Origin of the sequence: Delftia sp. DS1230, assembly GCF_040112715.1 — a bacterium.
GTDB lineage: Bacteria > Pseudomonadota > Gammaproteobacteria > Burkholderiales > Burkholderiaceae_C > Comamonas > Comamonas tsuruhatensis.
In genome coordinates, this window is record NZ_CP157763.1 from 1180555 (window position 1) to 1206397 (window position 25843).

At 63.5% G+C, this 25843-nt stretch carries 23 protein-coding genes; 19 read left to right on the forward strand and 4 right to left on the reverse strand.

Annotated elements, in window-relative coordinates; all coding sequences use genetic code 11:
* Positions 1–48 precede the first annotated feature (48 nt).
* The 6 genes from AAN986_RS05285 (at position 49) to AAN986_RS05310 (ending at position 7375) form a co-directional block, all read left to right on the forward strand.
* On the forward strand, positions 49–981 hold the full coding sequence (locus AAN986_RS05285) for an AraC family transcriptional regulator (protein ID WP_046238457.1): 933 nt from the start codon (positions 49–51) through the stop codon (positions 979–981).
* A gap of 279 nt (positions 982–1260) precedes the next feature.
* Positions 1261–1911: a c-type cytochrome gene (locus tag AAN986_RS05290; protein WP_016445530.1), complete on the forward strand. Its 651-nt coding sequence runs from the start codon at positions 1261–1263 to the stop codon at positions 1909–1911.
* A 139-nt stretch (positions 1912–2050) separates the two neighbouring features.
* Positions 2051–4234 (forward strand): cytochrome c biogenesis protein ResB, encoded by a 2184-nt coding sequence (locus AAN986_RS05295; RefSeq protein ID WP_047217117.1) that lies wholly within the window; start codon positions 2051–2053, stop codon positions 4232–4234.
* Complete coding sequence (gene ccsB / locus AAN986_RS05300; RefSeq protein ID WP_016445532.1) at positions 4231–5568, forward strand: c-type cytochrome biogenesis protein CcsB; 1338 nt, start codon at positions 4231–4233, stop codon at positions 5566–5568. The genes AAN986_RS05295 and ccsB overlap by 4 nt, the downstream gene beginning before the upstream one ends.
* A gap of 192 nt (positions 5569–5760) precedes the next feature.
* Positions 5761–6741: a protein-methionine-sulfoxide reductase catalytic subunit MsrP gene (gene msrP, locus AAN986_RS05305; RefSeq protein ID WP_047217116.1), complete on the forward strand. Its 981-nt coding sequence runs from the start codon at positions 5761–5763 to the stop codon at positions 6739–6741.
* A 13-nt stretch (positions 6742–6754) separates the two neighbouring features.
* Positions 6755–7375, forward strand: a complete 621-nt coding sequence (locus AAN986_RS05310; RefSeq protein WP_026062808.1) for a protein-methionine-sulfoxide reductase heme-binding subunit MsrQ — start codon at positions 6755–6757, stop codon at positions 7373–7375.
* On the opposite strand, the gene AAN986_RS05315 is transcribed toward AAN986_RS05310, so the two are convergent.
* Positions 7372–8199, reverse strand: a complete 828-nt coding sequence (locus tag AAN986_RS05315; RefSeq protein WP_012207382.1) for an MBL fold metallo-hydrolase — start codon at positions 8197–8199, stop codon at positions 7372–7374. The two genes, AAN986_RS05310 and AAN986_RS05315, sit on opposite strands and share 4 nt — an antisense overlap.
* A 91-nt stretch (positions 8200–8290) precedes the next feature.
* The gene (locus tag AAN986_RS05320) at positions 8291–8572 is read right to left on the reverse strand and encodes a lipoprotein (protein ID WP_082254145.1); all 282 of its coding nucleotides are present in this window, start codon (positions 8570–8572) and stop codon (positions 8291–8293) included.
* A gap of 12 nt (positions 8573–8584) precedes the next feature.
* Between AAN986_RS05320 and cyaY the strand changes: the two genes are divergently transcribed.
* Positions 8585–8923 (forward strand): iron donor protein CyaY, encoded by a 339-nt coding sequence (gene cyaY, locus AAN986_RS05325; protein ID WP_017406663.1) that lies wholly within the window; start codon positions 8585–8587, stop codon positions 8921–8923.
* 70 nt (positions 8924–8993) lie between these two features.
* On the opposite strand, the gene AAN986_RS05330 is transcribed toward cyaY, so the two are convergent.
* Complete coding sequence (locus AAN986_RS05330; RefSeq protein WP_017406662.1) at positions 8994–11318, reverse strand: penicillin-binding protein 1A; 2325 nt, start codon at positions 11316–11318, stop codon at positions 8994–8996.
* 371 nt (positions 11319–11689) lie between these two features.
* On the opposite strand from AAN986_RS05330, the gene AAN986_RS05335 reads away from it, so the two are divergent.
* The 11 genes from AAN986_RS05335 to AAN986_RS05385 all read left to right on the forward strand — a co-directional run bounded on the left by AAN986_RS05335 (position 11690) and on the right by AAN986_RS05385 (position 22927).
* Positions 11690–12769 (forward strand): pilus assembly protein PilM, encoded by a 1080-nt coding sequence (locus AAN986_RS05335; RefSeq protein WP_026062715.1) that lies wholly within the window; start codon positions 11690–11692, stop codon positions 12767–12769.
* Positions 12766–13377 (forward strand): PilN domain-containing protein, encoded by a 612-nt coding sequence (locus tag AAN986_RS05340; RefSeq protein WP_016445538.1) that lies wholly within the window; start codon positions 12766–12768, stop codon positions 13375–13377. The genes AAN986_RS05335 and AAN986_RS05340 overlap by 4 nt, the downstream gene beginning before the upstream one ends.
* The gene (locus AAN986_RS05345) at positions 13377–14057 is read left to right on the forward strand and encodes a type 4a pilus biogenesis protein PilO (protein WP_016445539.1); all 681 of its coding nucleotides are present in this window, start codon (positions 13377–13379) and stop codon (positions 14055–14057) included. Before AAN986_RS05340 ends, AAN986_RS05345 begins: the two co-directional genes overlap by 1 nt.
* A complete protein-coding gene (locus tag AAN986_RS05350) occupies positions 14054–14602 on the forward strand; it encodes a pilus assembly protein PilP (protein WP_034364816.1) in 549 nt (182 codons plus the stop codon). Before AAN986_RS05345 ends, AAN986_RS05350 begins: the two co-directional genes overlap by 4 nt.
* Entirely contained in the window at positions 14599–16752 is a 2154-nt protein-coding gene (locus AAN986_RS05355) for a type IV pilus secretin PilQ (RefSeq protein WP_082138029.1), read from the forward strand. The genes AAN986_RS05350 and AAN986_RS05355 overlap by 4 nt, the downstream gene beginning before the upstream one ends.
* 22 nt (positions 16753–16774) lie before the next feature.
* On the forward strand, positions 16775–18202 hold the full coding sequence (locus AAN986_RS05360) for an Ig domain-containing protein (RefSeq protein ID WP_016445542.1): 1428 nt from the start codon (positions 16775–16777) through the stop codon (positions 18200–18202).
* A gap of 65 nt (positions 18203–18267) precedes the next feature.
* The gene (locus AAN986_RS05365) at positions 18268–18798 is read left to right on the forward strand and encodes a shikimate kinase (RefSeq protein ID WP_016445543.1); all 531 of its coding nucleotides are present in this window, start codon (positions 18268–18270) and stop codon (positions 18796–18798) included.
* A gap of 129 nt (positions 18799–18927) precedes the next feature.
* Positions 18928–20046, forward strand: a complete 1119-nt coding sequence (gene aroB, locus AAN986_RS05370; RefSeq protein WP_034364813.1) for a 3-dehydroquinate synthase — start codon at positions 18928–18930, stop codon at positions 20044–20046.
* A gap of 65 nt (positions 20047–20111) precedes the next feature.
* Positions 20112–21290: a deoxyguanosinetriphosphate triphosphohydrolase gene (locus AAN986_RS05375; RefSeq protein WP_047217115.1), complete on the forward strand. Its 1179-nt coding sequence runs from the start codon at positions 20112–20114 to the stop codon at positions 21288–21290.
* A gap of 138 nt (positions 21291–21428) precedes the next feature.
* The gene (locus AAN986_RS05380) at positions 21429–22049 is read left to right on the forward strand and encodes a DUF1415 domain-containing protein (protein ID WP_016445546.1); all 621 of its coding nucleotides are present in this window, start codon (positions 21429–21431) and stop codon (positions 22047–22049) included.
* Positions 22046–22927 (forward strand): SAM-dependent methyltransferase, encoded by an 882-nt coding sequence (locus AAN986_RS05385; protein ID WP_047217114.1) that lies wholly within the window; start codon positions 22046–22048, stop codon positions 22925–22927. Before AAN986_RS05380 ends, AAN986_RS05385 begins: the two co-directional genes overlap by 4 nt.
* Before the next feature lie 19 nt (positions 22928–22946).
* Here the strand turns inward: AAN986_RS05385 and AAN986_RS05390 are convergent, their stop codons facing one another.
* The gene (locus AAN986_RS05390) at positions 22947–24044 is read right to left on the reverse strand and encodes an MBL fold metallo-hydrolase (RefSeq protein WP_047217113.1); all 1098 of its coding nucleotides are present in this window, start codon (positions 24042–24044) and stop codon (positions 22947–22949) included.
* A 194-nt stretch (positions 24045–24238) separates the two neighbouring features.
* On the opposite strand from AAN986_RS05390, the gene AAN986_RS05395 reads away from it, so the two are divergent.
* Positions 24239–25654, forward strand: a complete 1416-nt coding sequence (locus AAN986_RS05395; RefSeq protein WP_043789997.1) for an alkaline phosphatase — start codon at positions 24239–24241, stop codon at positions 25652–25654.
* Positions 25655–25843 lie beyond the last annotated feature (189 nt).

Genomic DNA, 25843 nt, shown 5'->3' on the forward strand with positions numbered 1-25843 from the left:
ACCGTGCGCCCTGTGCCCGTCTCCATCGTCCCTGATTGACCGACTGCCATGCCCAGCACACGCCGCCGCCCGCCGCGCCAGCGCCATCCCGAACTGGAGCGCGACTTTGTCCGCACGCCCGCCCTGGGCTATGAAGACGTGGAGGGCAGTGGCCTGGTGCGCTGCCTGGCACATGGTTTCCCGAGTCCGCTGGTGCGCTGGCATTTCCATGACGAGTACGAGCTGCATCTCATCACCCACACCTCGGGCCGTGCCTTCGTGGGTGACTGGATAGGGCCGTTCGAGCCGGGCCACCTCGTGCTGTGCGGGCCGCGCCTGCCGCACAACTGGATATCGTTCGACGTGCCCGAGGCCGGCGCGCCCGAACGCGATCTCGTCATCCTGTTCAACCACGATCCCATTGCCCTTGCGGCCGAGCAGATCCCCGAGATGCGCGAGGTACTGCAGCTGCTGGACCGCGCGCGCCACGGCATCGAGTTCTTCGGCATGGCCGAGGCAGCGCGCGTGCACTGGGAGGCGGTCCGGGGTGCGCGCGGCATGCGCCGCTTCGCGGCCTTTTGTGATCTGCTGTCTGATCTTTCCGAATGCACCGACTACCGGCTGCTGTCGGCCGTGCAGATGCAGGGCGTGCAGGCCGAGGCCCAGGTGGACCAGATCAACGAGGTGGTCAACCGCATCATGGCGCGCGTGAACGAGCCGCTGAGCCTGGCGGACGTGGCGGCCGAACTGGGCATGAGCGAAAGCCGCTTCAGCCGTTTCTTTCGCCGTGCCACAGGCAACAGCTTCACCGACTTTGTCAGCCGCGTGCGCATCAACAGTGCCTGCCATCTGCTCATGCAGACCGATTGCTTCATCGCCGATATCTGTTTTCAGGTCGGCTTCAGCAATCTGGCCAACTTCAACCGGCGCTTCCTTGAAATCAAGGGGATGACGCCCTCGGAATTCCGCAGGCAGGCCGAAAGCCGCTTCGGCGCGGGCTGAGGCGGGCGAGGGACCTGGAATCCGGGAAAGAAGGGGTGTGGTATTGCGCGCCACATGGGTAGAGCCCTTATTGCCGCGCTGGCACAGATCGATATGCTGGGTTGCGAAAAACACATGTTCCGCACCGGATCCGTGGCCAGTTTGTGACCACGATCAAGGAATGTGTCTTCCTCTGCGCGCAGGGGCGAAAGCAGGGTTCCTGACGATATCAATCACAGGGGGCCCCATTGTAGAATCCGCCGAATTTTGCGCTTTCAACAACAGAACCACGCCCTCGATATGAAGTTGCTTGCCTCTTTGCTGACGGCTGCCATTCTTGCTGCAGCCCCCGCCTTTCCCGCTTTCTCCGCTGGCGAGGCACCTGCTGCCCCGGCTCAGCCGAAGGCGGCCAAGGCCGATCTGGCGAAGGGCGAGGCCAGCTACACCGCCGTCTGCGCGGCATGCCATGCGGCTGACGGCAATTCGACGGTGCCCATCCAGCCCAAGCTGGCCGGCCAGCATCCCGAGTACCTGGTCAAGCAGTTGCTGGAGTTCAAGGACGACAAGCGCAAGGACCCGGTGATGAAGGGCTTTGCCAGCATGCTCAGCGAGCCTGACATGAAGAACATCGCCGCCTGGCTGCATGCGCAAAAGCCCAAGGACGGCTTTGCCAAGGACAAGGACCTGGTGGCCATGGGCGAGCGCATCTACCGTGGTGGCATCCAGGAGCGCAACATCGCCGCCTGCGCAGGCTGCCACAGCCCCAACGGCGCCGGCATCCCGGCCCAGTACCCGCGTCTGGCCGGCCAGCACGCCGACTACACCACCACCCAGCTCACGGCCTTCCGTGACGGCAAGCGCGGCAATAGCATTCAGATGACGCAGGTTGCTGCCAAGCTTAACGATCGCGAAATCAAGGCCGTGGCAGACTACATCGCTGGCCTGCGTTGATGTGCTCCCGGAACCGATGCGGTTCCCAGGGTAATCACCGGGAACCTATTGCCCTATAGACGCCCCAAGCCAGGCGGGTCCATCGCATGAATGCAGATGGTCCCGCTTTTTTCATTCGGGTTTTGGTTTTTCGCTCTTCATGTCAGACAACTCTTCCGGTGCCGCTCTTGCCTCTCCCCGCCCGCAGGCCGCGCGCGCGATGCTGGAGCTGCTGGCATCGATGCGCTTTGCGATCTCGCTGCTGACGGTCATCTGCATTGCCTCGGTGATCGGCACCGTGCTCAAGCAGCATGAGCCGGTGGGCAACTACGTCAACCAGTTCGGACCGTTCTGGGCCCAGCTGTTTCTTGCGCTCAAGCTCAATGCGGTCTACAGCGCCTGGTGGTTCCTGCTGATCCTGGCCTTTCTGGTGATCAGCACCTCGCTGTGCGTGGCACGCCATGCGCCCAAGTACCTGGCCGATCTGCGCAGCTACAAGGAAAACGTTCGCGAACAAAGCCTCAAGGCCTTCGGCCACCGTGCGCAGAACGTGGTGCCCGGCAGCACCGAGGAAGCCGCCAGGCGCCTGGGCCAGCAGCTGGTGTCGGGCGGCTGGAAGGTGCGGCTGCAGCAGCGCGATACGGCGGCCGGTCCCGGCACGGGCTGGATGCTGGCGGCCAAGGCGGGCGCGGCCCACAAGCTGGGCTACATCGCCGCCCATGGCGCCATCGTGCTGATCTGCCTGGGGGGGCTGTTCGACGGTGACCTCATCGTGCGTGCGCAGATGTGGCTGGGAGGCAAAACACCTTATACCGGCGGTGGCCTGATCTCCGAGGTGTCCGAGCAGCACCGGCTGAGCGAACGCAACCCCACCTTCCGCGGCAACCTGCTGGTGACCGAGGGCGGCACGGCGGGCACGGCCATCCTGTCGCAGTCCGATGGCGTGCTGCTGCAGGAGCTGCCCTTTGCGGTGGAGCTCAAGAAGTTCATCGTCGAGTACTACTCCACGGGCATGCCCAAGCTGTTTGCCAGCGAGGTCGTCATCCACGACAAGGCCACGGGCGAGAAGCTGGAAAAGCGCATCGAGGTCAACCACCCGGCCAGCTACCGCGGCATCGAGATCTACCAGTCCAGCTTTGATGACGGCGGCTCGTCGGTGAAGCTGCATGCCGTGCCGCTGGAGGCCGGGACCAAGCCCTTCGATGTCGAAGGCGTGATTGGCGGCTCCAGCCAGTTCACGCGCAAGCTCGCCGACGGCAAGGACGAGGCGCTGACGCTGGAGTTTGCCGAGCTGCGCACCATCAACGTCGAGAACTTCGGCGGTGCGGGCGGCGCCAGTGGCAGCGCCACCGATGTGCGCAAGGTGGACCTGAAGCAGGCCATCGACGAGCGCCTGGGCGCGGCCCACAAGACCGTGACCAAGAAGGAACTGCGCAACATCGGCCCCAGCATCCGCTACAAGCTGCGCGATGCCGCGGGCCAGGCGCGCGAGTTCCAGAACTACATGCTGCCCGTGGACACGGGCGACGGCCAGCGCGTGTTCCTGCTGGGCGTGCGCGACAACCAGGCCGACGCCATGCGCTATCTGCGCATTCCCGCCGACCCCGAAAGCGAAATGGACACCTTCCTGCGCCTGCGCAGCGCGCTGCAGGATCCCAAACTGCGCGAGCAGGCGGCCCGGGCCTATGTGGCCAAGGCCATCGATTCCTCGCGCTCCGAGCTGAGCGGTGCGCTGGCGCAGTCGGCCACCAAGGCGCTGGAGCTGTTCGCGGGACAGACCGACAAGAAGGGTCCCGATGGCAAGCCGCTGGGCGGGCTGCAGGCCATCTCCGATTTCATGGAAAGCAATGTGCCCGCGGCCGAGCGTGAACGCGCGGGCGAGGTGCTGGTGCGCATTCTCAATGGCGTGCTGTTCGAGATGGCCCAGATCGTGCGGGCCCAGGCCGGCCAGGCACCGCTGGAGCCCAGCGAGCAGACGCAGTCCTTCATGACACAGGCCGTGTTCTCGCTCAGCGACTCGCAGTTCTACCCCGTGCCCATGGTCTTCATGCTGCAGGACTTCAAGCAGGTGCAGGCCAGCGTGTTCCAGGTGGCGCGTGCGCCGGGCAAGAACGTGGTGTATCTGGGCTGCCTGTTCCTCATCATCGGCGTGTTCTGCATGCTGTACGTGCGCGACCGCCGCATCTGGATCTGGCTCACGCCTCGCGATGGCCAAAGCCATGCCGAAATGGCCTTGTCCACCAATCGCAAAACGCTCGATGGTGATAGAGAATTCGCCATGCTGGCCGGCAAGCTGATAGGCGCCGAGCCCATCCACAAGAAACCCCCCGGAGGTTCCGCATGAACACCGCCACCACGACGACTTTGACGCTCAACGAGGGCTTCTTCGCCCGCCGCAACTGGTTCGACTGGGTGTTCGCGGCCCTCGTGGCGGCGGGGCTGCTCTATGCGCTGCAGCGCTATGGCGAGTACATGGATGTCTACGAGAAGTGCATCCTGGTCGGCACCATTCCCGCGGCCATCTGGCTGGGCTGGTTCTGGCGCTCGCTGCGGGCGCTGATGCTGGTGGTGGCCGGGCTGTCGCTGCTGGCCATTGCGCTGTACCAGGGGCCGGAGGGGGCGCAGCTGGCGCGCTCGGACACGGTGTTCGGCCTCAAGTACTTCCTGTCCAGCCAGTCGGCCATCCTCTGGATGAGCATGGTGTTCTTCATCAGCACCGTCTTCTACTGGATCGGCATGTTTGCGCGGGGCGAGGGCACGGCGCTGTCGCTGCTGGGCTCGCGCCTGGCCTGGCTGGCCGTGACGCTGGCGCTGGTGGGCACCATGGTGCGCTGGTACGAGAGCTATCTGATCGGCCCCGATGTGGGCCACATCCCGGTCAGCAATCTCTATGAAGTGTTCGTCATGTTCTGCTGGATGACGGCGCTGTTCTATCTGTACTACGAACAGCACTACGACACGCGCGCCCTGGGTGGCTTCGTGATGCTGGTGGTCAGCGCGGCCGTGGGCTTTTTGCTGTGGTACACGCTGGTGCGCGAGGCGCACGAGATCCAGCCCCTGGTGCCGGCGCTCAAGAGCTGGTGGATGAAGCTGCATGTGCCGGCCAACTTCATCGGCTACGGCACCTTCGCGCTGGCGGCCATGGTCTCCTTCGCCTACCTGATCAAGCAGCAGGCCACGGAGACGCGCTGGTACAAGCTCGCGCCGCTGTGGATGCTGGGCGTGGTGCTGTGCTTCGAGCCCATCGTTTTCCGCAAGGGTGCGACCGACAACGGCGGCAGCTACTGGATGGTGTACTTCGGCGTCTCGGCGCTGATCGTGGCCGGCATCCTGCTGGCGCGCAAGCGCATCGCCGAGCGGCTGCCCAGCTTCGAGCTGCTGGACGATGTGATGTACAAGTCCATCGCCGTGGGCTTTGCCTTCTTCACCATCGCCACCGTGCTGGGCGCGCTGTGGGCGGCCGAGGCCTGGGGCGGCTACTGGAGCTGGGACCCCAAGGAAACCTGGGCGCTGATCGTCTGGCTCAACTACGCGGCCTGGCTGCACATGCGCCTGGTCAAGGGGCTGCGCGGCACCGTGTCCGCCTGGTGGGCGCTGGGCGGGCTGGCCATCACCACCTTCGCCTTCCTGGGCGTGAACATGTTCCTGTCGGGACTGCACAGCTACGGCGAGCTGTGATCCGCTGCTGATTCGGACCGCCGCCGAACAAAGGGCTGCATGCGCCGGCGCGCATGCAGCCCTTTTTGTATCCGGCTCTTTTTCATGGCAGTTGAGGCTGGGGCGTAGCATGGAACTTGCGCGGGCCTGCAAGGCTCCCAATCGTCATGCCGCCCGGCGCCCCTGCCGCAGCAGGCACTTTCGGAGATTCCCATGCTGATCCGCTCCCACGACAACGGCTTCCAACATCCGCAAGGCAGCGAAATCACGCCCCGGGCGAGCTACCTGCAGCGCCGGGCCTGGCTGCAGTACCTGGCCGCAGGTTCGGCCGGTGCCGCCTTGCCGGGCTGGGCGGCAGGCGTGCAGCGCCCCGGCAAGCTGGCGGCGCTGGCTTCCGTGCCTTCGCAGGTGCCGGGCGCGAACTCCATGGAGCGCGTCACCGCCTATGCCGATGCGTCGCAGTACAACAACTTCTACGAATTCGGCCTGGACAAGGACGATCCTGCCAAGAACGCCCACACGCTCAAGACGCGGCCGTGGACAGTGAAGATCGAAGGCCTGGTCCAGCAGCCGCAGACACTGGACCTGGATGCGCTGCTCAAGCTCGCACCGCTGGAAGAGCGCATCTACCGGCTGCGCTGCGTGGAAGGCTGGTCCATGGTGATTCCCTGGGTCGGCTATTCCCTGGCCGAACTGCTGCGCAAGGTGCAGCCGCTGGGCAGCGCGAAATACGTGGAATTTGTCACCCTGGCCGACAAGGCGCAGATGCCGGGCCTGCGCAGCGGCGTGCTCGACTGGCCGTACACGGAAGGGCTTCGCCTGGATGAGGCCATGCACGCGCTGACCCTGCTGGCCTTCGGCATGTATGGCGAAGTGCTGCCCAACCAGAATGGCGCGCCCGTGCGGCTGGTCGTGCCGTGGAAATACGGCTTCAAGAGCGCCAAGAGCATCGTCGCCATCCGCCTGACCGACAAGGAGCCGGGCACGGCCTGGAACAAGGCGGCGCGCAACGAGTACGGCTTTTATTCCAATGTGAACCCGGACGTGCCGCACCCGCGCTGGAGCCAGGCCACGGAGCGGCGCATTGGCGAGGATGGCCTGTTCGCCAAGAAGCGCAAGACGCTGCTGTTCAACGGCTACGAAGCCCAGGTCGGCCAGCTCTACACGGGCATGGATCTGAAGAAGTTCTATTGATGCGGCCCATGCAATGACGGTGTTACAGCGCCTTTTGCTGCACCGGGCGGCCAAGCCGCTGGTGTTTCTTGTGTGCCTGCTGCCGTTTGCGTGGCTGCTGGCCGGAGCCATCCTGAACACTCTTGGCGCCAATCCGGCCGAGGCCCTGCTGCGCTCCACGGGGGACTGGACGCTGCGCTTTCTGTGCGTGGTGCTGGCCGTGACACCGCTGCGCCAGGCGCTGGGGCTGACGGCGCTGGCGCGCTTTCGGCGCATGCTGGGCCTGTATGTGTTCTTCTACGCCGTGCTGCATCTGCTGTGCTATGCGTGGTTCGACATGGGGCTGGACTGGGGCGAGATCGTGCTCGACATCCCCAAACGCCCGTTCATCCTCGTGGGCTTTGCGGCCCTGCTCTTGCTGACCGCGCTTGCCGCCACATCGCCGCACCGTGTGCTCCGGGCCATGGGCGCAAAGCGCTGGCAATGGCTGCACCGCTGCATTTATGCGGTGGCGCCGCTGGCCCTGCTGCATTTCTTCTGGATGCGCGCGGGCAAGAACAACTTCGCCGAGGTCGGCGTATACGCCGCCATTCTTGCGCTGCTGCTGGGCTGGCGTGTGGCCCATGCACTGCGCCGCCGGCGCGCCAGAAGCTAGCCGGCGACGGCGCGCAGGGCAGGGCGCAACTGGCGGGTGACAGGGTCGATGTCCGCCATGGGCAACTGGTAGTTGCGCTGGTCGAACAGATCAATGCCGCACTGCAGGCCTTCCAGCCAGTTGAACAGGTCGGCAATCGCCTTGGCGCCCATGATGGGCGCGCCGTGCTGGGGCACGATCATGTCGATGGGCAGCTGGCGCGCCATCTGCACCCACAGCCGCAGGATCTTGTTGGAGACCATGTATCGGCGGTGAAAGCCTTCCATGCGCGCGATGTGCGGCACGAGGTCGGTCACGGGCACCTGCGCCTCGATGCCATTCATCAGGGACACGCCGAGGTCGCCCGTGAAGAGGATGCGGCTGACCGGGTCGTAGAAGTGGAAGTTGCCTTCGGCATGCAGGAAGTGGGCGGGCAGCAGGTGCAGTTCATGGCGGCCCAGCGGCAGCCGGCCACCGGCGTCCGGCACGCCGATCACGCGGTTCTCGGTCTTGCCGACCTTGGTGAAGTGGGGCGCAAAGCGCTCCCAGATGCGCGAGATCACCAACTGGGCCTTGGTGCTGGTCATCCAGCGATCCAGCGAGGCAATGATGTCGGGATCGGCGTGGGAGGCAATCAGATAGGAAAGCTTGTGCGGCGCGAAATGCCGAGACATGCCCATGAACAGCTCGTTGAACGCGAGATTGCCGCCCGGATCGATGATGGCGCCCGTGTCGTCATCGACGATGAGGAACTGGTTGGCCTGGATGGCCTGTCCATCTTCCTCGATGAGGTCGGTGAACATCAGGCAGGCGTGGTTTTTGTCTCGGTAAAGCTCTACGGGCATGGCGGGTTGTCGAGGGACAAGATGCGGTCACTCTAAGCGCCATGCCATGCAGCGGGGTTGACGTGCATCAAGCCGCAGTGCGGCTGCCGCGTCAGTCGGCCTGTGGCCTGCGGGAGTCCGAGGCGCCCGTGGGCGTGGAGCTTTCCTCGACGGCTGCATTGGAGGGGCCGGTCGGCAAGGTGGTGGGCGCCGGTGCGGGCGTTGCCCGCTCGGCCGGGCTGGAGATGCCCAGGGTCTGCGGCAGCGTGGCGCGGTGGCTGGCGGCTGGCGAGCTGGGCAGGAACAGAGGCCCCTTCTGCCCACAGGCCGCAAGGGACGCCGCACAGGCCCCAAGGGCAATGCACCTGACTAGAATTTGCGAGGCTTTCAACATAAGCGAATTGTAATGACCGACCAAGAATTTCTGGACCTTGCCGAACGACTGCTGCTGGCGGTGGAGCAAGACTGCGATCGCATCAACGATGAAACCGATGCCGACCTCGATGCCCAGCGCGTGGGAGGCATGGTGACCCTGGTCTTTGCCAACCGCAGCCAGATCGTGATCAACCAGCAAAAGCCGCTGCACGAGATCTGGCTGGCCGCCAAGGCCGGCGGCTTCCACTACCGCTACGACGCGTCGCAGGGCGCCTGGCTCGATACCAAGGGCGCGGGCGAGTTCTTCGCCAACCTGAGCCGCTACGCCACCGAGCAATCGGGCCTGGCGCTGCAGTTCTCGGCACGCTGAGACCCCGGCTTTCGGCTGGCTCCAAAAGAAAAGCCCGGCATGGCCGGGCTTTCTTGCGTGGTCGACCGCCTCAGTTGCGGAACAGGTCGAGGATGCGGTTGCGTTCCTCGGTGGCGGGCGGGGGCGTGGCGCCTGCGGCGCTGCCCGTGGATGCACTGTCCATGCCCAGACTGCTGACGCCGCCGTTGCGCGCGTTTTCCTCGTAGTACCACTCGCCGCCCATGTTCACGACGCCGGGCGGCACGGGCATCTCGGCCACGGGAACGCCCTTGAGCGCGTGCTGCATGAAGCTGATCCAGATCGGCAGGCTCAGGCCGCCGCCGGTCTCGCGGCTGCCCAGGTTGCGCGGCGTGTCGTAGCCGATCCAGGATACGGCGGCCAGCGTGGGCTGGAAGCCCGCAAACCAGGCATCCACCGAATCGTTGGTCGTGCCGGTCTTGCCATACAGGTCGGGGCGCTTGAGCGTGGACTGCGCGCGCGCTGCCGTGCCCACGCGCGCAACGTCCTGCAGCAGGCTGTCCATGATGAAGGCGTTGCGCGCGTCGATGGCCTGGGGCAGTTCCTGCACCGGGGGCGGTGTGAATTCGGACAGGATGCGGCCTTTGTGATCGGTGACGCGGGAAATCAGCCAGGGATTGACGCGGTGGCCGCCGTTGGCGAACACGGAGTAGCCTGCCGCCAGCTGCAGCGGCGTGACGGCACCTGCGCCCAAAGCCATGGTCAGGTAGGCCGGGTGCTTGGCGGCATCAAAGCCGAAGCGCGTGACCCACTCCTGGCCCTGCTTGGGTCCCACGGCCTGCAGCAGCCGGATGGAGATCATGTTCTTGGACTTGTTCAGGCCCGTGCGCATGGTCATCGGCCCGTCGTAGCGGCTGTCGTAGTTCTTGGGCTCCCAGGGCTGCCCGCCCGTCACGCCCGCACTGAAGAACAGCGGCGCGTCATTGATCATGGTGGAGGGCGAGAAGCCCTTTTCCAGCGCCGCGGAGTAGATGAAGGGCTTGAAGGCCGAGCCGGGCTGGCGCCAGGCCTGGGTCACATGATTGAACTTGTTCTTCTGGAAGTCGAAGCCGCCGATCAGGGCGCGCAAGGCGCCCGTCTGGGGAACCAGGGCCACGAAGGCGCCTTCCACCTCGGGCAGCTGCGTGATTTCCCAGGTGTTCTTGGGCGTCTTGACCACCCGGATCACGGCGCCGGGACGGATCTTGATGTTGGGCGGTGCCTTGGGGTTCAGGCCCGATTCGGCAGGCTTGAGGCCTTCGCCCGTGATCTCGATCTGCTCGCCGTCGGCACGGGCCGCCAGGATCTTGCGCGGGTTGGCATCCAGCACCACGGCGGCGAGCACGTCTCCGTTGTCGGGGTGGTTGGCCAGGGTGTCGTCGATGGCGTCTTCACGGTCCTCGGCGTCGGCGGGCAGGGCCACGAACTTTTCGGGGCCGCGGTACTTCTGGCGGCGCTCGTAGTCCATGATGCCGCGGCGCAGCGCGGCGTAGGCGGCTTCCTGTTCGCCGGCATTGATGGTGGTGTAGACGTTCAGGCCGCGCGTGTAGGCCTCGTTGCCGTACTGGGCAAAGATCAGCTGGCGCGCCATTTCGGCCACGTACTCGGCATGCACCCGGGTGTTGAAGGAGCCTGTGCGGATCTTCAGCGGCTCGGCCTTGGCTTCAGTGGCCTGGGCCGCCGTGATGAAGCCGTTTTCCTCCATGCGCTCGATGATGTAGAGCTGGCGCGAGCGGGCGCGCTTGGGGTTGCTGATCGGGTTGTAGGCTGAGGGCGCCTTGGGCAGGCCGGCCAGCATGGCCGCTTCGGCGACGGTGATGTCCTTCAGTGGCTTGCCGAAATAGGCTTCACAGGCGGCGGCAAAGCCATAGGCCCGATTTCCCAGATAAATCTGGTTCATGTAGATCTCGAGAATCTGGTTTTTGCTCAGCAGATGCTCTAGCTTGAAAGTCAGTAAGACTTCGTAAATTTTGCGTGTAAAAGTTTTCTCGGAAGACAGATAGACATTGCGTGCCACCTGCATGGTGATGGTCGATGCGCCCTGGCTTTTCACGCGGCCCAGATTGGCCAGCGCGGCGCGGGCCATGCCCTTGTAGTCGACGCCACCGTGCTCGAAAAAGCGGGTGTCTTCAATGGCCAGCACCGCGTCGGTCATCACTTTGGGGATGTCCTGGATGGGCGTCAGCGTGCGCCGCTCCTCGCCGAACTCGCCTAGCAGGGCGCCTTCGCTGGAGTACACGCGCAGCGGCAGCTTGGGCCGGTAGTCGGCCAGCTCGGACACGTCGGGCAGGTTGGGGTAGGCCATGGCCAGGGCCACGGCCACGGTCAGCATCAGGGCCAGCGCGCCGGCGACGGCGATGCCCGCCAGCCATAGCAAGGCCTTGGGAAACCAATGCATGGGCTTGGACGGAGCGGAGCGAGGCTTTCCAGCCTGGGGTTCTCGGGAGTCTGAGGACGGCATGTCGCAGGGAGTGCTGAGGAGTGTCGCATTATAAAAATGCGTTCCCCAGGGGGTCGGTAGGAGGCGGCTGCACACGGTTGCCAGCATGGCCGCAAGCCTCGCATCCTAAGCCAGGCGTACAGGCCGACATGCAAGCAGGGGTGCATTCCTGTCGCATTTGATGGCTCGCAACAATGTCTGTTTTTGGCCACTACCGTCAACCGTGCTCCGGCAGGCATGGTGAGTTGCGCGCAGTCTTGCTGATAGCATTCAACCTATATGTGAAGGTTTGTTGCGTTCTTTACATACACAAGAAGAGGGAGGGCAAGTTGATTGCTATGGGATCCTTATTCAGTCGCCAGCCCGCACCTTTGCTAGGCATCGACATCAGTTCTTCGAGCGCCAAGCTCGTTGAGCTGTCTCGTGCCAGGTCGGGCGAACTGTTGCTGGAGCGCTGTGCCATCGAGCCGCTGGAGCGGGGATGGATCACGGATGGCAACATCGAAAAGTTCGACGAAGTGGCAGAGGCTGTACGGCGGCTGGTCAAAAAAAGCGGCACGCGGACCAAGAACGTGGCCATGGCATTGCCGGCTTCGGCCGTGATCACCAAGAAGATTTCGCTGCCCGATGGCATGAGCGAGCAGGAACTGGAGGTCCAGGTCGAATCCGAGGCCAATCAGTACATTCCTTTTTCGCTCGACGAAGTGAGTCTGGACTTCTGTGTCATAGGCCCGTCATCGAATTCGCCTGGCGACGTGGATGTGCTCATTGCCGCCTCCCGCCGCGAGAAGGTGCAGGACCGCCAGGGCCTGGCCGAGGCGGCCGGCCTCAAGCCGATGGTCATCGACATCGAGCCCCATGCCTCCCGCATGGCCGCCGGACGGTTGATCGAGCGCCTGCCCAATCAGGGCAACAACGCTTTGGTGGCGCTGTTCGAGGTAGGCGCCATGACGACCAGCATGCAGATCCTGCGTGACGACGAGGTGCTGTACGACCGTGACCAGGCCTTTGGCGGCGCCCAGCTGACGCAGCTGATCGCGCGCCAATATGGTTTTTCCCTCGAAGAGGCCGAGTCCAAGAAGCGCAACGGCGAACTGCCGGAGGACTACGCCTCCGCCGTGCTCAAGCCCTTCGTGCAGAGCATGACGCAGGAAGTGTCGCGTGCACTGCAGTTCTTTTTCACCAGCACGCCCCACAACCGCATAGACCACATCCTGCTGGCTGGCGGCTCGGCACCGCTTTCCGGCCTGTCCGAGGCCATCACGCAGCAGACCGGATTCGCCTGCAGCCTTGCCAATCCCTTCGATGGCATGGAAGTCGGCAGCGGCGTGCGCCTCAAGCGCATGTCGCGCGAGGCCCCCGCCTACCTGACCGCCTGCGGTCTGGCCATGCGGAGGTTTGTGTCGTGATCCTGATCAATCTGCTTCCTCACAGAGAAGCCACACGCAAGCGACGCAAGGAAGCATTCCAGGCCACCATGGTCCTTTCGGCCCTGATAGGGGTTTTGATCATTGGTGCTGTCTACTGGTGGTACCAGATGATGATCGAAGCCCAGCAGGCAAAGAACAGCATGCTGCGCGCCGAGATCACGGTGCTGGAGTCCCAGATCAAGGAAATCGCCGGGCTGGAGGATGAGATCACTGCCCTGCGTGCACGTCAGAAGGCCGTGGAAGACCTGCAGTCCGATCGCAATCTGCCGGTGCACATGCTCAACGAGCTGGTGTCCCAACTGCCCGATGGCGTCTACATCACCAGCATCAAGCAGGAAGGTCTGGCCGTGACCATGCAGGGCACGGCGCAGTCCAATGAGCGGGTGTCCGAGATGCTGCGCAATCTGTCCGAGGGAACGCCCTGGATCTCCAAGCCGGAACTGGTGGAGATCGTGGCCAAGACGGTCAACGTCACGCCCAAGGACCAGCGCCGTGCTGCAGCGTTCAATCTGCGCTTCCAGCTCACGCGCGCCAGCGTTGCGGAGAAAGGCCTTCCGACGGCGGCCAACCCAGGAAAGTCCCAGTGATGGCCAAGAAGAAAAAGAACGACATCGACTTCTCCGCACTGCAGGAGAACATCCAGCGCCAATTCCGTGGTCTTGATCCCAATGATCCTTCGCGGTGGCCCTTGCTGCCGCGTTTTCTGTTGTGCGTTGCCATTGCGTTGGGCGTTGCCGCCTTGCTCTGGTACGTACTGATCAAGGACTATGAGGACATGCTGGAGCAAGAGCGCAACACCGAAGTCACGCTGCGCCAGGACTTCAGCCAGAAGCTGTCCAAGGCGGTCAGCCTGGATGGCCTGAAGAAGCAGCGTGAACAAGTCCAGCAATATGTGACACAGCTGGAAAAGCAGTTGCCCAGCAAGGCGGAAATGGCTGCGCTGCTCTCGGACATCAACCAGGCCGGACTGGGGCGCAGCCTTCAGTTTGAAACGTTCCGCCCCGGGGCGATGGTGGTCAAGGAGTACTACGCCGAGCTGCCCATTGCTTTGAAGGTCACAGGACGCTTTCATGACATCGGTTCATTCGCTTCCGACGTGGCCTACCTGTCTCGCATCGTGACCTTGAACAACTTGTCGATTGTCCCTGTGGGCAAGGACGGAAGCGAGGTCCTGAGCATGGAGGCGACGGCGCGAACCTTCCGCTATCTGGATGCCGATGAAGTGCAGGCGCAGCGCGCGGCTGCCGGGAAGGGCAAGAAGAAATGAGACACATGCGCTGCAGCGTCTTGCTTATGTTGTCTGGCTGTTTGGCCGTCTCGGGCTGCACTTCTTCTGATCAAGAGGAGTTGCAAACCTGGATGGCGCAGGAGAAAGCCAATGCAAAGCCTCGGGTCAAGCCTTTGGAAGAGCCCAAAGCGTTTACGCCCCAAGCCTACCTGGGGGCTGATGGCATGGACCCCTTCAATCCCTTGAAACTGATGCAGGTGCTGCGCAAGGAATCGGCCCAGACCAATGCGAATACCAGCCTGATTGCCGCAGAACTCAACCGCCGCAAGGAGCCGCTGGAAGCAGAGCCCCTGGATGCAATGACCATGGTGGGCAGCCTGGACAAGAAGGGTGTGCCTACGGCGCTGATCAAGGTAGGAGCCTTGCTGTATCAGGTTCGTGCAGGAAATTACCTGGGACAGAACTACGGAAAGATCACCCGGATCACGGAGACTTCCATCCAGTTGCGGGAAATCGTCCAGGATGGCAGCGGCGACTGGATAGAAAGAAATAGCACACTGGAGTTGCAGGAGGGAAGGAAATGATGGGTACACATCGCAGCATGTCTCATAAAGCTCGCTGGGGAATCGCCTTGGGCGGTTGGTTGCTGGGCTCTTTTGCATGGGCGCAGTCCGCGATAGAGTCGGTCTCCGGTTCCCTCCAGGGGAGCACCGAGGTGGTGCGCATCGAGCTTTCCGAAGCGCTGGTTGCGGACCCGACCGGATTTGCGATCCAGTCGCCTGCACGGATCGCGCTGGATTTTCCTGGCGCAACCAATGCGACGGGCAAATCGATGGTCGAGCTCAACCAGGGCAACCTGCGTTCCATCAATATCGTGGAGGCCTCGGGCCGTTCCCGGCTGGTGCTGAATTTGAAAACGGCGACTTCCTACCGCACTGAGCGCCAAGGCAAGGCGTTGCTGATCCTGCTGGATCCTGTAGCTGCGTCTGCTGCGGTGAAGCCTTCTGCACAGCAGGGTGTGTTCGAAGCCAAGACAGCCGTCGGTAGCGATGTCCAACCCATTCGGGATGTTGATTTCCGTCGTGGCAGCGATGGCTCGGGCCGCATCGTCGTGGGATTGAGCAATAGCCAGGTCGGCGTGGACCTGCGCCGCGAAGGCAAGGAACTGGTCGTCGATTTTCTGCGTTCCTCCCTGCCTGAAGGCTTGCGCCGCAAGCTGGATGTTGCGGATTTCGGAACACCGGTGCAGACAATCTCCTCGGTGCAGCAGGGGGAATCCGTGCGCATGCGTATCGCTCCCGTCGGTGACTGGGAGCACAGTGCCTACCAAAGCGACAGCCAGTTTGTGATCGAGGTCCGCCAGAAAAAGGTGGATGTGGGCAAGCTCACGCAGGGCCCCGGCTACAGCGGTGAAAAGCTCTCCCTGAATTTCCAGAACATCGAAGTGCGGTCCCTGCTGCAGGTGATTGCCGACTTCACGAACTTCAACATCGTGACCTCGGACACGGTTTCCGGGGCGCTGACCCTGCGTCTGAAGGATGTTCCCTGGGACCAGGCGCTGCAGATCATCATGGATGCCAAGGGCCTGGGCATGCGCAAGTCGGGCTCGGTGCTCTGGATTGCGCCCAAGGATGAGATCGATGCGCGCACCAAGCGTGACTATGAAGCCGCGATGGAAATCCAGAAACTGGAGCCGCTGCGCACCCAGAGCTTTCAGCTGAACTATGCGAAGGCGGCCGATATTCTTCAACAGATCAGCGCAAGCAGCGGTGGTGGCGGCGGGACTGGCGGAACCTCCACCAGATTTCTGTCTGAGCGCGGATCTGCGATTTCGGAGCCCCGAACCAACCAGCTGTTCGTGACCGACACAGCCACGAAACTGGAAGAAGTGAAGGTGCTGCTGGCGACACTGGACGTGCCTGTTCGCCAAGTGCTGATCGAAGCTCGTATCGTTGAAGCCCGTGACACATTTGGCCGTGCACTGGGCGTCCGTCTAGGCGGCGGGGATTTGCGGGCTCAACGCGGTGGCGATGGGGGATACAGCATTGGTGGGGATAACCGCGTGGCCATCGGTACGGGTTTTGACAATGCCAATGCTTCAGCTGGGGCAAGCGGGCAGGCTGTGAATACCTCGGGAAATTTTGTCAATCTGCCTGGGAAGCTGTCAAACGTGGCGAACTCCGGGACGTTTGCCATGTCTATTTTCAATGCGGCTGCAAATCGATTCCTGACTCTTGAGCTTTCTGCCATGGAGTCCGATGGCCAGGGAAAGATCATTTCCAGCCCGAGGTTGGTAACGGCTGATCAAACCAAGGCATTGATTGAGCAGGGTACTGAGTACCCCTACTCTGTGACTGCGCCTAACGGTGCGACGACCATTGCTTTCAAAAAGGCTGTTCTGAAACTGGAGGTGACGCCTCAAATCACTCCCGAAGGCGATATCATTCTGGACCTCGATGTCAACAAGGATTCACGTGGTGAGAGCACGTTGCAAGGCGTTGCCATCGATACCAAGCATGTGCGTACCCAGGTTCTTGTCCAGAATGGTGGAACTGTAGTGATCGGCGGTATCTTCGAGATGGAGGAGACCAATACGGAAAACAAGATTCCGCTATTGGGCGATGTCCCTGTTCTGGGGCATCTTTTCAAAAGTCGCGTGAGAGAGTCCCAGAAGCGGGAAATGCTGGTATTTATTACACCGAAGATGTTGGCTGACATCAGAAGTGCTCGTTGAATGTAGTAGGAGATAGATAATCATGCAAAAAATCATGTTCGGTGCCATGCTGGCACTCGGTCTGGCCGGGTGTGGTGGTGGTGGAGGGAGTGCTGGTGAGACAAATCAGCCGTATACCATTTCGCTGCGCGCAGATAAGACGCAGCTGCCGGTGAATATTGGAAATGCCGGTCCTGGTATTGGTGCTGATGCGGCATATACGACAACAATGTATGTCGAGGCTCGTCAAGGAAATATGCCTATTCCTGGTGGGGATGGCATTTTTCAATGCGCCGTAACTGCAGGTCTTGATTCGGCAGTTCTGTATTATCTTGATGGAACGGATAAAAAAGACGATAAAGGAAATATCTCAGCCAGTCGTTCCATTGTGCTGGGCTCCAACTCTGGTAGTGCCACTTTCCACTTGCACGCAATCGACAAGGCTGGTGTAGCAAGCGTGACTTGCACGGTGACCGATCCCCGCGATAAGCGCCAGGTGAGTGCTGTGACCAGTGTTAATGTCGGTGGCGCTGCGCAGGGCATTCCTGCCAGCACGCTGGCCGTGACCCAGACGCCTGGCTATCTGGGATCCCGCGACAACCTCTCCAATCTGCGAAATAACGTAGCACTGGAAGTGAAGGTGGTCGACGACCGCAATCAACCGGTCACTGGTACCAGCCCCAATGTGCAGGTTCGGATTTTGCCCAGCTCGGCTTATGAAGGTGCGCGCCTGATCTCTGGATCCAAGGCTGGCTCTTCGTTGCAAGTCAATTCGCTCAACGGCATCGCACAGCTGTCGCTTTCCAGTGGCCCCGATAGCGGCGCCATCGTGCTGGAAACGACCGTGGACCGCCGGGACAATGATGTCAGCAATGGCATTCAGGATCCCATCAGGGCCTATACCGTTGTGGGTGTCTACCATGAGATCGCCAAGACGCCTCTGGCCCTGCCTGATGGCTTGAGCATCACGGGTGTCAAGGACCAGCCTCTGGTGTACGGCTTTGCAGCAACAGGCGGCATTCCTCCTTACCGCTGGTCGACACTGGGCGGTGTTCCAGACGGTATGCGCCTGAGCAGCGACGGCGTGCTTTCCGGTACGCCGACGGTGGTCGGAACCTTCAACATGCTGGTACGTGTGCAGGACGCACAGGGCACCGTGGTCGACAAGACCGTGACCGTGACCATTGCGGCCAAGGCACCTCTGGCCTTCACTGCACCGACTATCTCTGGCGTCCGTGGTGTGGCCCTGGCGTACGCACTGTCGGCAACCGGCGGTACCGCTCCCTACACGTGGGTGAGTCTGGGTGGCACTCCCGAAGGGCTGGCGTTGTCCAGCGACGGCATCTTGTCGGGTACTCCGACGGCGGATGGCACCTTCAACATGATTGTGCGCGTCACGGATGCCGACAACACGGTGATCACGAGGAACATGACCATCACGGTGGCCAAGCCGGCAACCACGACGCCGTAAAGGCGATGCCGTTCACGGCCATGGGAGATAATTTTGATTTCCCATGGCCCGTGCGGTAACAGCAAATGGATGTTTCAGGCTTGGTAACCCGGGTGGCCCTGATCGGCCTGCCCGGCTCCGGCAAATCGACCATAGGGCGCCAGCTGGCGCGCCTGTGGTCGATGCGTTTTGTGGATTCGGACCATGTGATCGAGCAGCGCCTGGGCTGCAGCATCCGGGAGTTTTTCGAGCGTGAGGGCGAGCAGGCTTTTCGCGACATGGAGTCGCAGGTCATTGATGAGCTGTCGGCCTCCACATCCAGTCTGCTGTTGTCCACGGGCGGCGGCGTGGTGCTGCGCGAGCAAAACCGCCGCCATCTGCATGAGCGCACCCAGGTCTTCTACCTGGATTGCACGCCAGAGGATATCGCCGCACGGCTGCGCAACGATGTGACGCGGCCCTTGCTGCAGGTGGAGGATCCGGCGTTGCGCCTGCGCGAGTTGCTGCTGCAGCGCGAGCCCCTGTATCTGGAGACGGCGCACTTCGTGATCCAGACATCCGGCCTGTCTGTGGCGCAGGCCGCCCAGCGCATACGCATGCAGGCGGAACTGGCCTGAACGCTGCCCGCTGAAACACCAAAGGCCTCGGCACTTGCCGAGGCCTTTTTCTTTAAGATCGGCAGTTGCCGGGCGCGCTGCCGTGTCGCGGAAACCTTTTCATTCTTTCTCCCCTGGAGCGACATCATCTTGCCCCACGCCTCCTCCTCGCCTGCTGCCCAGGTCGTGACCATTGACCTGGGTGAGCGCTCCTATCCGATTGCCATCGGCACCGGCCTGCTGGACCAGGCAGCCACCTATGCCGCGCTGCCTTCTGCGGCACAGGCCGTCATCGTCAGCAACGATGTGGTCGCACCGCTCTATGAGCCCGCACTGCGCCGCGTGCTGGAGCAGCGCTACCGCAGCGTGCGGACCGTGGTGCTGCCCGATGGCGAGGCCCACAAGGACTGGCAGACGCTGAATCTGATCTTCGATGACCTGCTGTCCGGTGGTTGCGACCGCAAGACCGTGCTGTTCGCGCTGGGCGGCGGCGTCATCGGCGACATGACGGGCTTTGCTGCCGCCAGCTACATGCGCGGCGTGCCCTTCGTGCAAGTGCCCACCACGCTGTTGTCGCAGGTGGACTCGTCGGTGGGCGGCAAGACCGCCATCAACCATCCGCTGGGCAAGAACATGATCGGCGCCTTCTACCAGCCGCAGCTGGTGGTTTGCGATCTGGCCTCGCTGGACACGCTGCCCGTGCGCGAGCTGAGCGCCGGCCTGGCCGAGGTCATCAAGTACGGGCCCATCGCCGACATGGACTTCCTGGCCTGGCTGGAGGAGAACATGGATGCCTTGCTTGCCCGCGACCGCACTGCACTGGCGCACGCGATCAAGCGCAGCGTGGAGATCAAGGCCTGGGTGGTGGGGCAGGACGAGAAAGAGGCCGGATTGCGCGCCATTCTCAATTTCGGCCACACCTTCGGGCATGCGATCGAAGCCGGCATGGGCTACGGCAACTGGCTGCACGGCGAAGGCGTGGGCGCCGGCATGGTCATGGCGGCCGAGCTGTCGCAGCGCCTTGGCCTGGTGGATGCCGCCTTTGTGCAAAGGCTGCGCGTGCTGATCGAACGTGCGGGCCTGCCGGTGCGCGGCGCCGTGCTGGATGCGCGTGACAACGCTGGCCGCTATCTGGAGCTGATGCGCGTGGACAAGAAGTCCGAGGCGGGCGAGATCCGCTTCGTTCTCATTGACGGGCCGGGAAAGGCCGTCATGCGCTCGGCGCCCGATGCCTTGGTGCGCGAAGTCATAGACGCCTGCTGCGCCTGACGCGCGGCGCTGGGGGGCAAGCCGGAACTGCTAGAGTGCCCTTGTCAGCATGATGAGGCGATCGAATGCAGAAACAGGCCCTGGCCCCCTATGCCTGCAACCCGGCGTTCAGCCGGGGGCGGCGTTTCCCGGAGGCGCCTGCGCCCACGCGCAGCGACTTCCAGCGCGACCGGGACCGCATCGTCCATTCCTCGGCCTTCCGGCGCCTGGTCTACAAGACTCAGGTCTTCGTCAACCATGAGGGCGACCTGTTCCGCACCCGCCTGACGCACTCGCTGGAAGTGGCCCAGCTGGGCCGCTCGGTGGCCCGGTCGCTGCAACTGGACGAAGATCTGGTCGAGGCCATCTGTCTGGCCCACGACCTGGGCCACACCCCCTTCGGCCATGCGGGCCAGGATGCGCTCAATGCCTGCATGCAGCCGCATGGCGGCTTCGAGCACAACCTGCAAAGCCTGCGCGTGGTGGACCGGCTGGAAGAGCGCTATCCAGCCTTTGACGGCCTGAACCTGAGCTTCGAGACGCGCGAGGGCGTTCTCAAGCATTGCTCGCGCACCAATGCCGAGCACCTGGAGGCGCGCGAGCCCGGCGGGGTGGCGCAGCGTTTTCTGCTGGGCTGGCAGCCTTCGCTGGAGGCCCAGCTGTGCAACCTGGCCGATGCCATTGCCTACAACGCCCATGACGTGGACGATGGCGTGCGCTCCGGCCTGATCACCATGCCCCAGCTGTGCGAGGCTGTTCCCCTGTTCGCGCGCTATCACGACGCAACACTGGCCGAGCATCCTCAACTGGGCATGCCCCTGGCCGAGCGGCGCCTGCTGTACGAAAGCATCCGCCGCATGCTCAGCGATCAGGTCTATGACGTGATCGCTGCCACGCAGCAGCGCATTGCGCAGGCGCGGCCCTGTTCGGTGGACGAGGTGCGCGCCCAGCCTGGCCCTCTGGTGGGCTTCAGCGATACCATGAGGCAGCAGTCGCAACAGCTCAAGCAGTTCCTGTTCCGCAATCTCTACCGCCATGAGCAGGTGGTGAAGACCATGGAAGGCGCGCAGCAGGTGGTGGCCGAGCTGTTTGCGGCCTACATGGTCGAGCCCGACCGCATGAAGCCGCGCTTCGTGCAGCGGGCCATGCTGGCCGAGGACGTATCGGCGCGTGCGCGGGTGGTGGCCGACTTCATCGCCGGGATGACGGACCGCTACGCGGCCCGCGAGCATGAGCTGCTGACAGGCCTGCGCCTGCTGGGCTGAGAAATCCGAGCAACGGCGTCGCCGGGGCGGCGCGGCTAGAATGCGGACCCTGCGTGACAGGGCAGGGAAGGGTTCCTGGACGGTTTCGCAATGTCTGGGGGCGCAGTGCCCCCGTTCGCATTTTTGAAGGGCACAGCCATGACCGATACCAACCACGAGATTCGCGCGGCCGAGTTTCCGCCTGTCACCGTGATCGAGGATACGGTGCACTGGCTCGAAAAGGCCGTGATCGGCCTGAACCTGTGCCCCTTCGCCAAGGGCGTGCACATCAAGGGCCAGATCCACTACACGGTCAGCCAGGCCACCGACGCCGAAGGCGTGGCGGCAGACCTGCACCGCGAGCTGGAAGCCCTGGCCGAGGCCTCCCCGGACAAGCGCGACACCACGCTGCTGATCCTGCCGCACGCATTGCAGGACTTCCTGGACTTCAACGACTTTCTCGAAGTGGCCGACGCCATGGTCGAGGAGCTGGACCTGGGCGGCATACTGCAGGTGGCCTCGTTCCACCCGCAGTTCCAGTTCGAGGGCACCGAAGCCGACGACGTCACCAACTGCACCAACCGCTCGCCCTATCCCACGCTGCACCTGCTGCGCGAGGACAGCATAGACAAGGCGGTCGAGGTGTTCCCCGAAGCCGAATCCATCTACGAGCGCAACATGGAGACGCTGGAGAAGATCGGCATCGAAGGCTGGCTGGACCTGGGTGTGGGCGCGCGCTGCCCTATGGCGCACGCAGCCAAGCCGGGCGCTGCCGAATGAAGGCGCGCCAGGGCAAGCCTGCCGCAAAGCCCGAGCAGGATGTGACCGCGCAGCTGGGCCTCAAGCCCGGCCAGTCCATCGAACTGCTCAAGGCGCTGCACATCCTCACGCGCGAAGGCAAGATCAACCAGGATTCGCGGCGCAAGCTCAAGCAGGTCTACCACCTGTACCAGTTCATCGCCCCCATCCTCGAAGAACTGTCGGCCGACGACCATGCGGTCACCCTGGCCGACCACGGCGCCGGCAAGTCCTATCTGGGCTTCATCCTCTACGACCTGTATTTCAAGCCGCTGGGGCGCGGCCATATCTACGGCATAGAAACGCGCGCGCCGCTGGTGGAGGCTTCGCAGAAGCTGGCTGCCGAGCTGGGCTTCGAGCGCATGGGCTTCCTGAACATGTCGGTGGCCGAATCCACGCATGCCGACTTCATGCCTGCGCAATTCGACGTGGTCACGGCCCTGCACGCCTGCGACACCGCCACCGACGATGCCATCGCCTTCGGCCTGGAGAAGAAGGCCAAGGCCATGGTGCTGGTGCCCTGCTGCCAGGCCGAGGTCGCAGCCTGCCTGCGCCAGACCAAGGCGCTGAGCCTGACGCGCACGCCGCTGGCCGAACTGTGGCGCCATCCCATACACACCCGCGAAATGGGCAGCCAGCTCACCAACGTGCTGCGCTGCCTGTACCTGGAGGCCTGCGGCTACCAGGTCACCGTGACAGAGCTGGTGGGCTGGGAGCACAGCATGAAGAACGAGCTGATCATTGCGCGCTACACGGGGCAGAAAAAGCGCAGTGCGGTCGAGCGCATGCGCGCCATCCTGGCGGAGTTCGGCCTGCAGGATGCGATGGCACAGCGCTATCCGCTGCTGCAGGCAGCCTGAGCCGGTTGCCGCTGCAGTCTCAGGCCCCCGCCACGGCGCGGTACCAGGCGATGCCATCGGCATCGACGCTGCGCTGCACCTGCCCCGCATGCATCAAATGATTCAGGCAGGCCAGGCTTTCGCCCGTGGCCATGCCCAGCAGGGCGGGGCTGGATTCGCTGATCGGGCGTGAGAAGAGGGCGCCGAAGACATCGACGGCGCGACGCGGCTCGGCCAGGGCGGCCAGCAGCCGGTCGCTGGCACGCTCCTGGCCTGCCACCAGCGAATCGATGCGCGCATGCAGGCCGCGAAAGCAATCGCCGTGCGCGGGCAGGACGAGCACATCGTCGGGCACTTCGCGCCTGACCTTTTCCAGAGACTCCATCCAGTCGGCCATGGGGTTGGCGTCGGGTTCCATGGGGTGGACCGAGACGTTGGACGAGATGCGCGGCAGCACCTGGTCGCCCGAGATCAGCAGCTTGAGATCGGGGCAGTACAGGCTGGCGTGCTCGGGCGAGTGGCCGCTGCCGACCACCACGCGCCACAGGTGTTTTCCTATGCGCAGTTCCTCTCCATCGTGCAGGCGGCGGTAGCTGTCGGGCAGGGCATGGATGTGCTTGCCGAAGTTGCCGAAGCGGGCGCGGTAGGACTCCAGTGCGCTGTCGCTCCAGCCTGCGCGGCGGTAGAAGGCGATGGCGTCGGGCGGGGCCTCGCGGCTGCAGTCCGAGACCACGACGCGGCAGTTGAGGTACTCCAGGCGCGTCATGTACAGGGGCACATGGAACTTGCGCGTCAGCCATCCGGCCAAGCCCACATGGTCGGGGTGCATGTGGGTGACGAAGACGCGCGTCAGCGAGCGGCCATCGGTGGATTGGGAGAACAGCGCGCGCCAGGTGGCCACGCCTTCGTCGGTGCGCGCACCCGTATCGACGATGGCCCAGCCCTGGCCGTCATCGATGGCCCAGAGATTGATGTGGTCCAGCGCATAGGGCAGGGGCATGCGCAGCCAGAGCACGCCGGGCGCCACCTCCAGCGTCTGCCCGTGCTGCGGCGGCGCCTCGAACGGGTAGTCGAGCACCGGCCTGGGCGGCGCTTCCGGGGCCTGCGAGGCGATCGGGTCTTGGGCTGTCTGGTTCATGGGGTTCCTTGTTCCGTCGCTGGGTTTGCCGCAATGCTATCCGGCCCTCAGCGCCTTGCCTGCAACGATACGCCTGCCGGCCTGGGCTGACTGTCACTGGCTCGTCACGGGCTGTTCCTACAGTGCACAAATCAATCAACAGGGGGAGGGCGCGGCCTTGCCGCGGGGTCCCCTGCCTACAGAGGGATATCCGCATGAAACTGAAGATGTTGTGCAGCGCGCTGGCCGGTGCGTCGCTGCTGTTGAGCGCCTGTGGCGGCAGCGATGGATCGTCCGCTGCCACCCCGACCAAGAACGTGCTGTTCTTCCTGGGTGACGGCATGGGCATCACCACCATGACCGCCGCGCGCATCTACAGCGTGGGCGAAGACGGTGAGCTGACCATGGACAAGCTGCCCGAGACGGCCTTCGTCCACACCTTCTCGAACGACGCCCAGGTGACGGACAGCGCACCCTCGATGGCCGCCTACATGACCGGCGTGAAGATGAACAACGAAGTCATCTCCATGACGCCCGACACCAAGGCCACGGATGCCAGCGGCAAGGCCTATCACACCAACTACGACAGCACCTGCCCCAGCGGCAACGGCCAGGCCGTTCCCACGCTGCTCGAGCAGATGAAGTCCGCCGGCTACGGCACGGGCGTGGTCTCCACCGCGCGCATCACGCATGCCACGCCGGCAGCCACCTATTCGCATGTCTGCCACCGCGATGCGGAGAACACCATCGCCGCGGCCCTGGTGCCCGGCGGATCCGGCTACAACAGCAAGCTCGGCGACGGCGTGGACGTGATCCTGGGCGGTGGCTCGTACTACTTCACGCCCAAGGCCGACGGCGGCCGCCGCAACGACAGCCGCAACCTGATCGCCGAGTTCAAGACGCAAAAGTACAGCTACGCCGCCAACAAGAGCGAGTTCGACAAGCTGCCCGTGGACGGCAGCAAGATCGCCGGCCTGTTCACCAAGGACCACATGGCCTATGACCTGGACCGCGATGCGACCAAGGAACCGAGCCTGGCCGAGATGACGGGCAAGGCCATCGACGCGCTGTCGGCCAAGAAGAAGGGCTTCTTCCTGATGGTGGAAGGCGGCCGCATCGACCATGCACTGCACGCCACCAACGCGCGCCGCGCGCTGCAGGATACCGTGGCCTTCGACAACGCCATCCAGACCGCTTTGGACAAGATGGCCAAGCTTGATCCGGGCCTGAAGAACACGCTGATCGTCGTCACAGCCGACCATGACCACACGCTGCACCTGAACGGCTATGCCGCGCGCACCGGCAAGACCGAGGCCGGCAAGCCCGGCGTGCTGGGCCTGGTCAAGAACTACGTGGACGGCAAGGCCTCCACCGATGTGGATGGCAATCCCTACACCATCCTGGGCTTCGGCAACGGTCCCAAGCGCCTGGCCACGCGCGGCCCCATCGACGCGGCCACGCTGGAGAGCCCCGACTACCTGCAGGAGGCCGTGGTGCCCCTGGCCTCCGAAACCCACGGCGGCGGCGACGTGTTCCTGGGGGCTCAAGGCATGGGTGCCGATACGTTCTCGGGCGTGATCGACAACACGGCCGTGTTCAACCTGATCAAGAAGAGCATCGGCTTGCAATGAAACACCCCCTGAGCGACTGCGTCGCTTCCCCCTCTCTCGCTTCGCGGGAGGGGGACGACGCCCTCGCTGCGGGGCGGCCCTTGCTCGGCGTCCGCCGCCTGGGCCACGCCGGTTTCATGCGGTCCTAGCACGCTGTACGACCAGGGTCTTGTACCGCAATCAAGGCATTCAAAGTATTCAAGGAATTCC

Excerpts from the sequence above, each read along its gene's own strand:
- AAN986_RS05285 (WP_046238457.1), top strand. The coding sequence starts at position 49 with ATGCCCAGCACACGCCGCCGCCCGCCGCGCCAGCGCCATCCCGAACTG.
- AAN986_RS05290 (WP_016445530.1), top strand. The coding sequence starts at position 1,261 with ATGAAGTTGCTTGCCTCTTTGCTGACGGCTGCCATTCTTGCTGCAGCC.
- AAN986_RS05295 (WP_047217117.1), top strand. The coding sequence starts at position 2,051 with ATGTCAGACAACTCTTCCGGTGCCGCTCTTGCCTCTCCCCGCCCGCAG.
- ccsB (WP_016445532.1), top strand. The coding sequence starts at position 4,231 with ATGAACACCGCCACCACGACGACTTTGACGCTCAACGAGGGCTTCTTC.
- msrP (WP_047217116.1), top strand. The coding sequence starts at position 5,761 with ATGCTGATCCGCTCCCACGACAACGGCTTCCAACATCCGCAAGGCAGC.
- AAN986_RS05310 (WP_026062808.1), top strand. The coding sequence starts at position 6,755 with ATGACGGTGTTACAGCGCCTTTTGCTGCACCGGGCGGCCAAGCCGCTG.
- AAN986_RS05315 (WP_012207382.1), bottom strand. The coding sequence starts at position 8,199 with ATGCCCGTAGAGCTTTACCGAGACAAAAACCACGCCTGCCTGATGTTC.
- AAN986_RS05320 (WP_082254145.1), bottom strand. The coding sequence starts at position 8,572 with ATGTTGAAAGCCTCGCAAATTCTAGTCAGGTGCATTGCCCTTGGGGCC.
- cyaY (WP_017406663.1), top strand. The coding sequence starts at position 8,585 with ATGACCGACCAAGAATTTCTGGACCTTGCCGAACGACTGCTGCTGGCG.
- AAN986_RS05330 (WP_017406662.1), bottom strand. The coding sequence starts at position 11,318 with ATGCATTGGTTTCCCAAGGCCTTGCTATGGCTGGCGGGCATCGCCGTC.
- AAN986_RS05345 (WP_016445539.1), top strand. The coding sequence starts at position 13,377 with ATGGCCAAGAAGAAAAAGAACGACATCGACTTCTCCGCACTGCAGGAG.
- AAN986_RS05350 (WP_034364816.1), top strand. The coding sequence starts at position 14,054 with ATGAGACACATGCGCTGCAGCGTCTTGCTTATGTTGTCTGGCTGTTTG.
- AAN986_RS05355 (WP_082138029.1), top strand. The coding sequence starts at position 14,599 with ATGATGGGTACACATCGCAGCATGTCTCATAAAGCTCGCTGGGGAATC.
- AAN986_RS05360 (WP_016445542.1), top strand. The coding sequence starts at position 16,775 with ATGCAAAAAATCATGTTCGGTGCCATGCTGGCACTCGGTCTGGCCGGG.
- AAN986_RS05365 (WP_016445543.1), top strand. The coding sequence starts at position 18,268 with ATGGATGTTTCAGGCTTGGTAACCCGGGTGGCCCTGATCGGCCTGCCC.
- AAN986_RS05375 (WP_047217115.1), top strand. The coding sequence starts at position 20,112 with ATGCAGAAACAGGCCCTGGCCCCCTATGCCTGCAACCCGGCGTTCAGC.
- AAN986_RS05380 (WP_016445546.1), top strand. The coding sequence starts at position 21,429 with ATGACCGATACCAACCACGAGATTCGCGCGGCCGAGTTTCCGCCTGTC.
- AAN986_RS05385 (WP_047217114.1), top strand. The coding sequence starts at position 22,046 with ATGAAGGCGCGCCAGGGCAAGCCTGCCGCAAAGCCCGAGCAGGATGTG.
- AAN986_RS05390 (WP_047217113.1), bottom strand. The coding sequence starts at position 24,044 with ATGAACCAGACAGCCCAAGACCCGATCGCCTCGCAGGCCCCGGAAGCG.
- AAN986_RS05395 (WP_043789997.1), top strand. The coding sequence starts at position 24,239 with ATGAAACTGAAGATGTTGTGCAGCGCGCTGGCCGGTGCGTCGCTGCTG.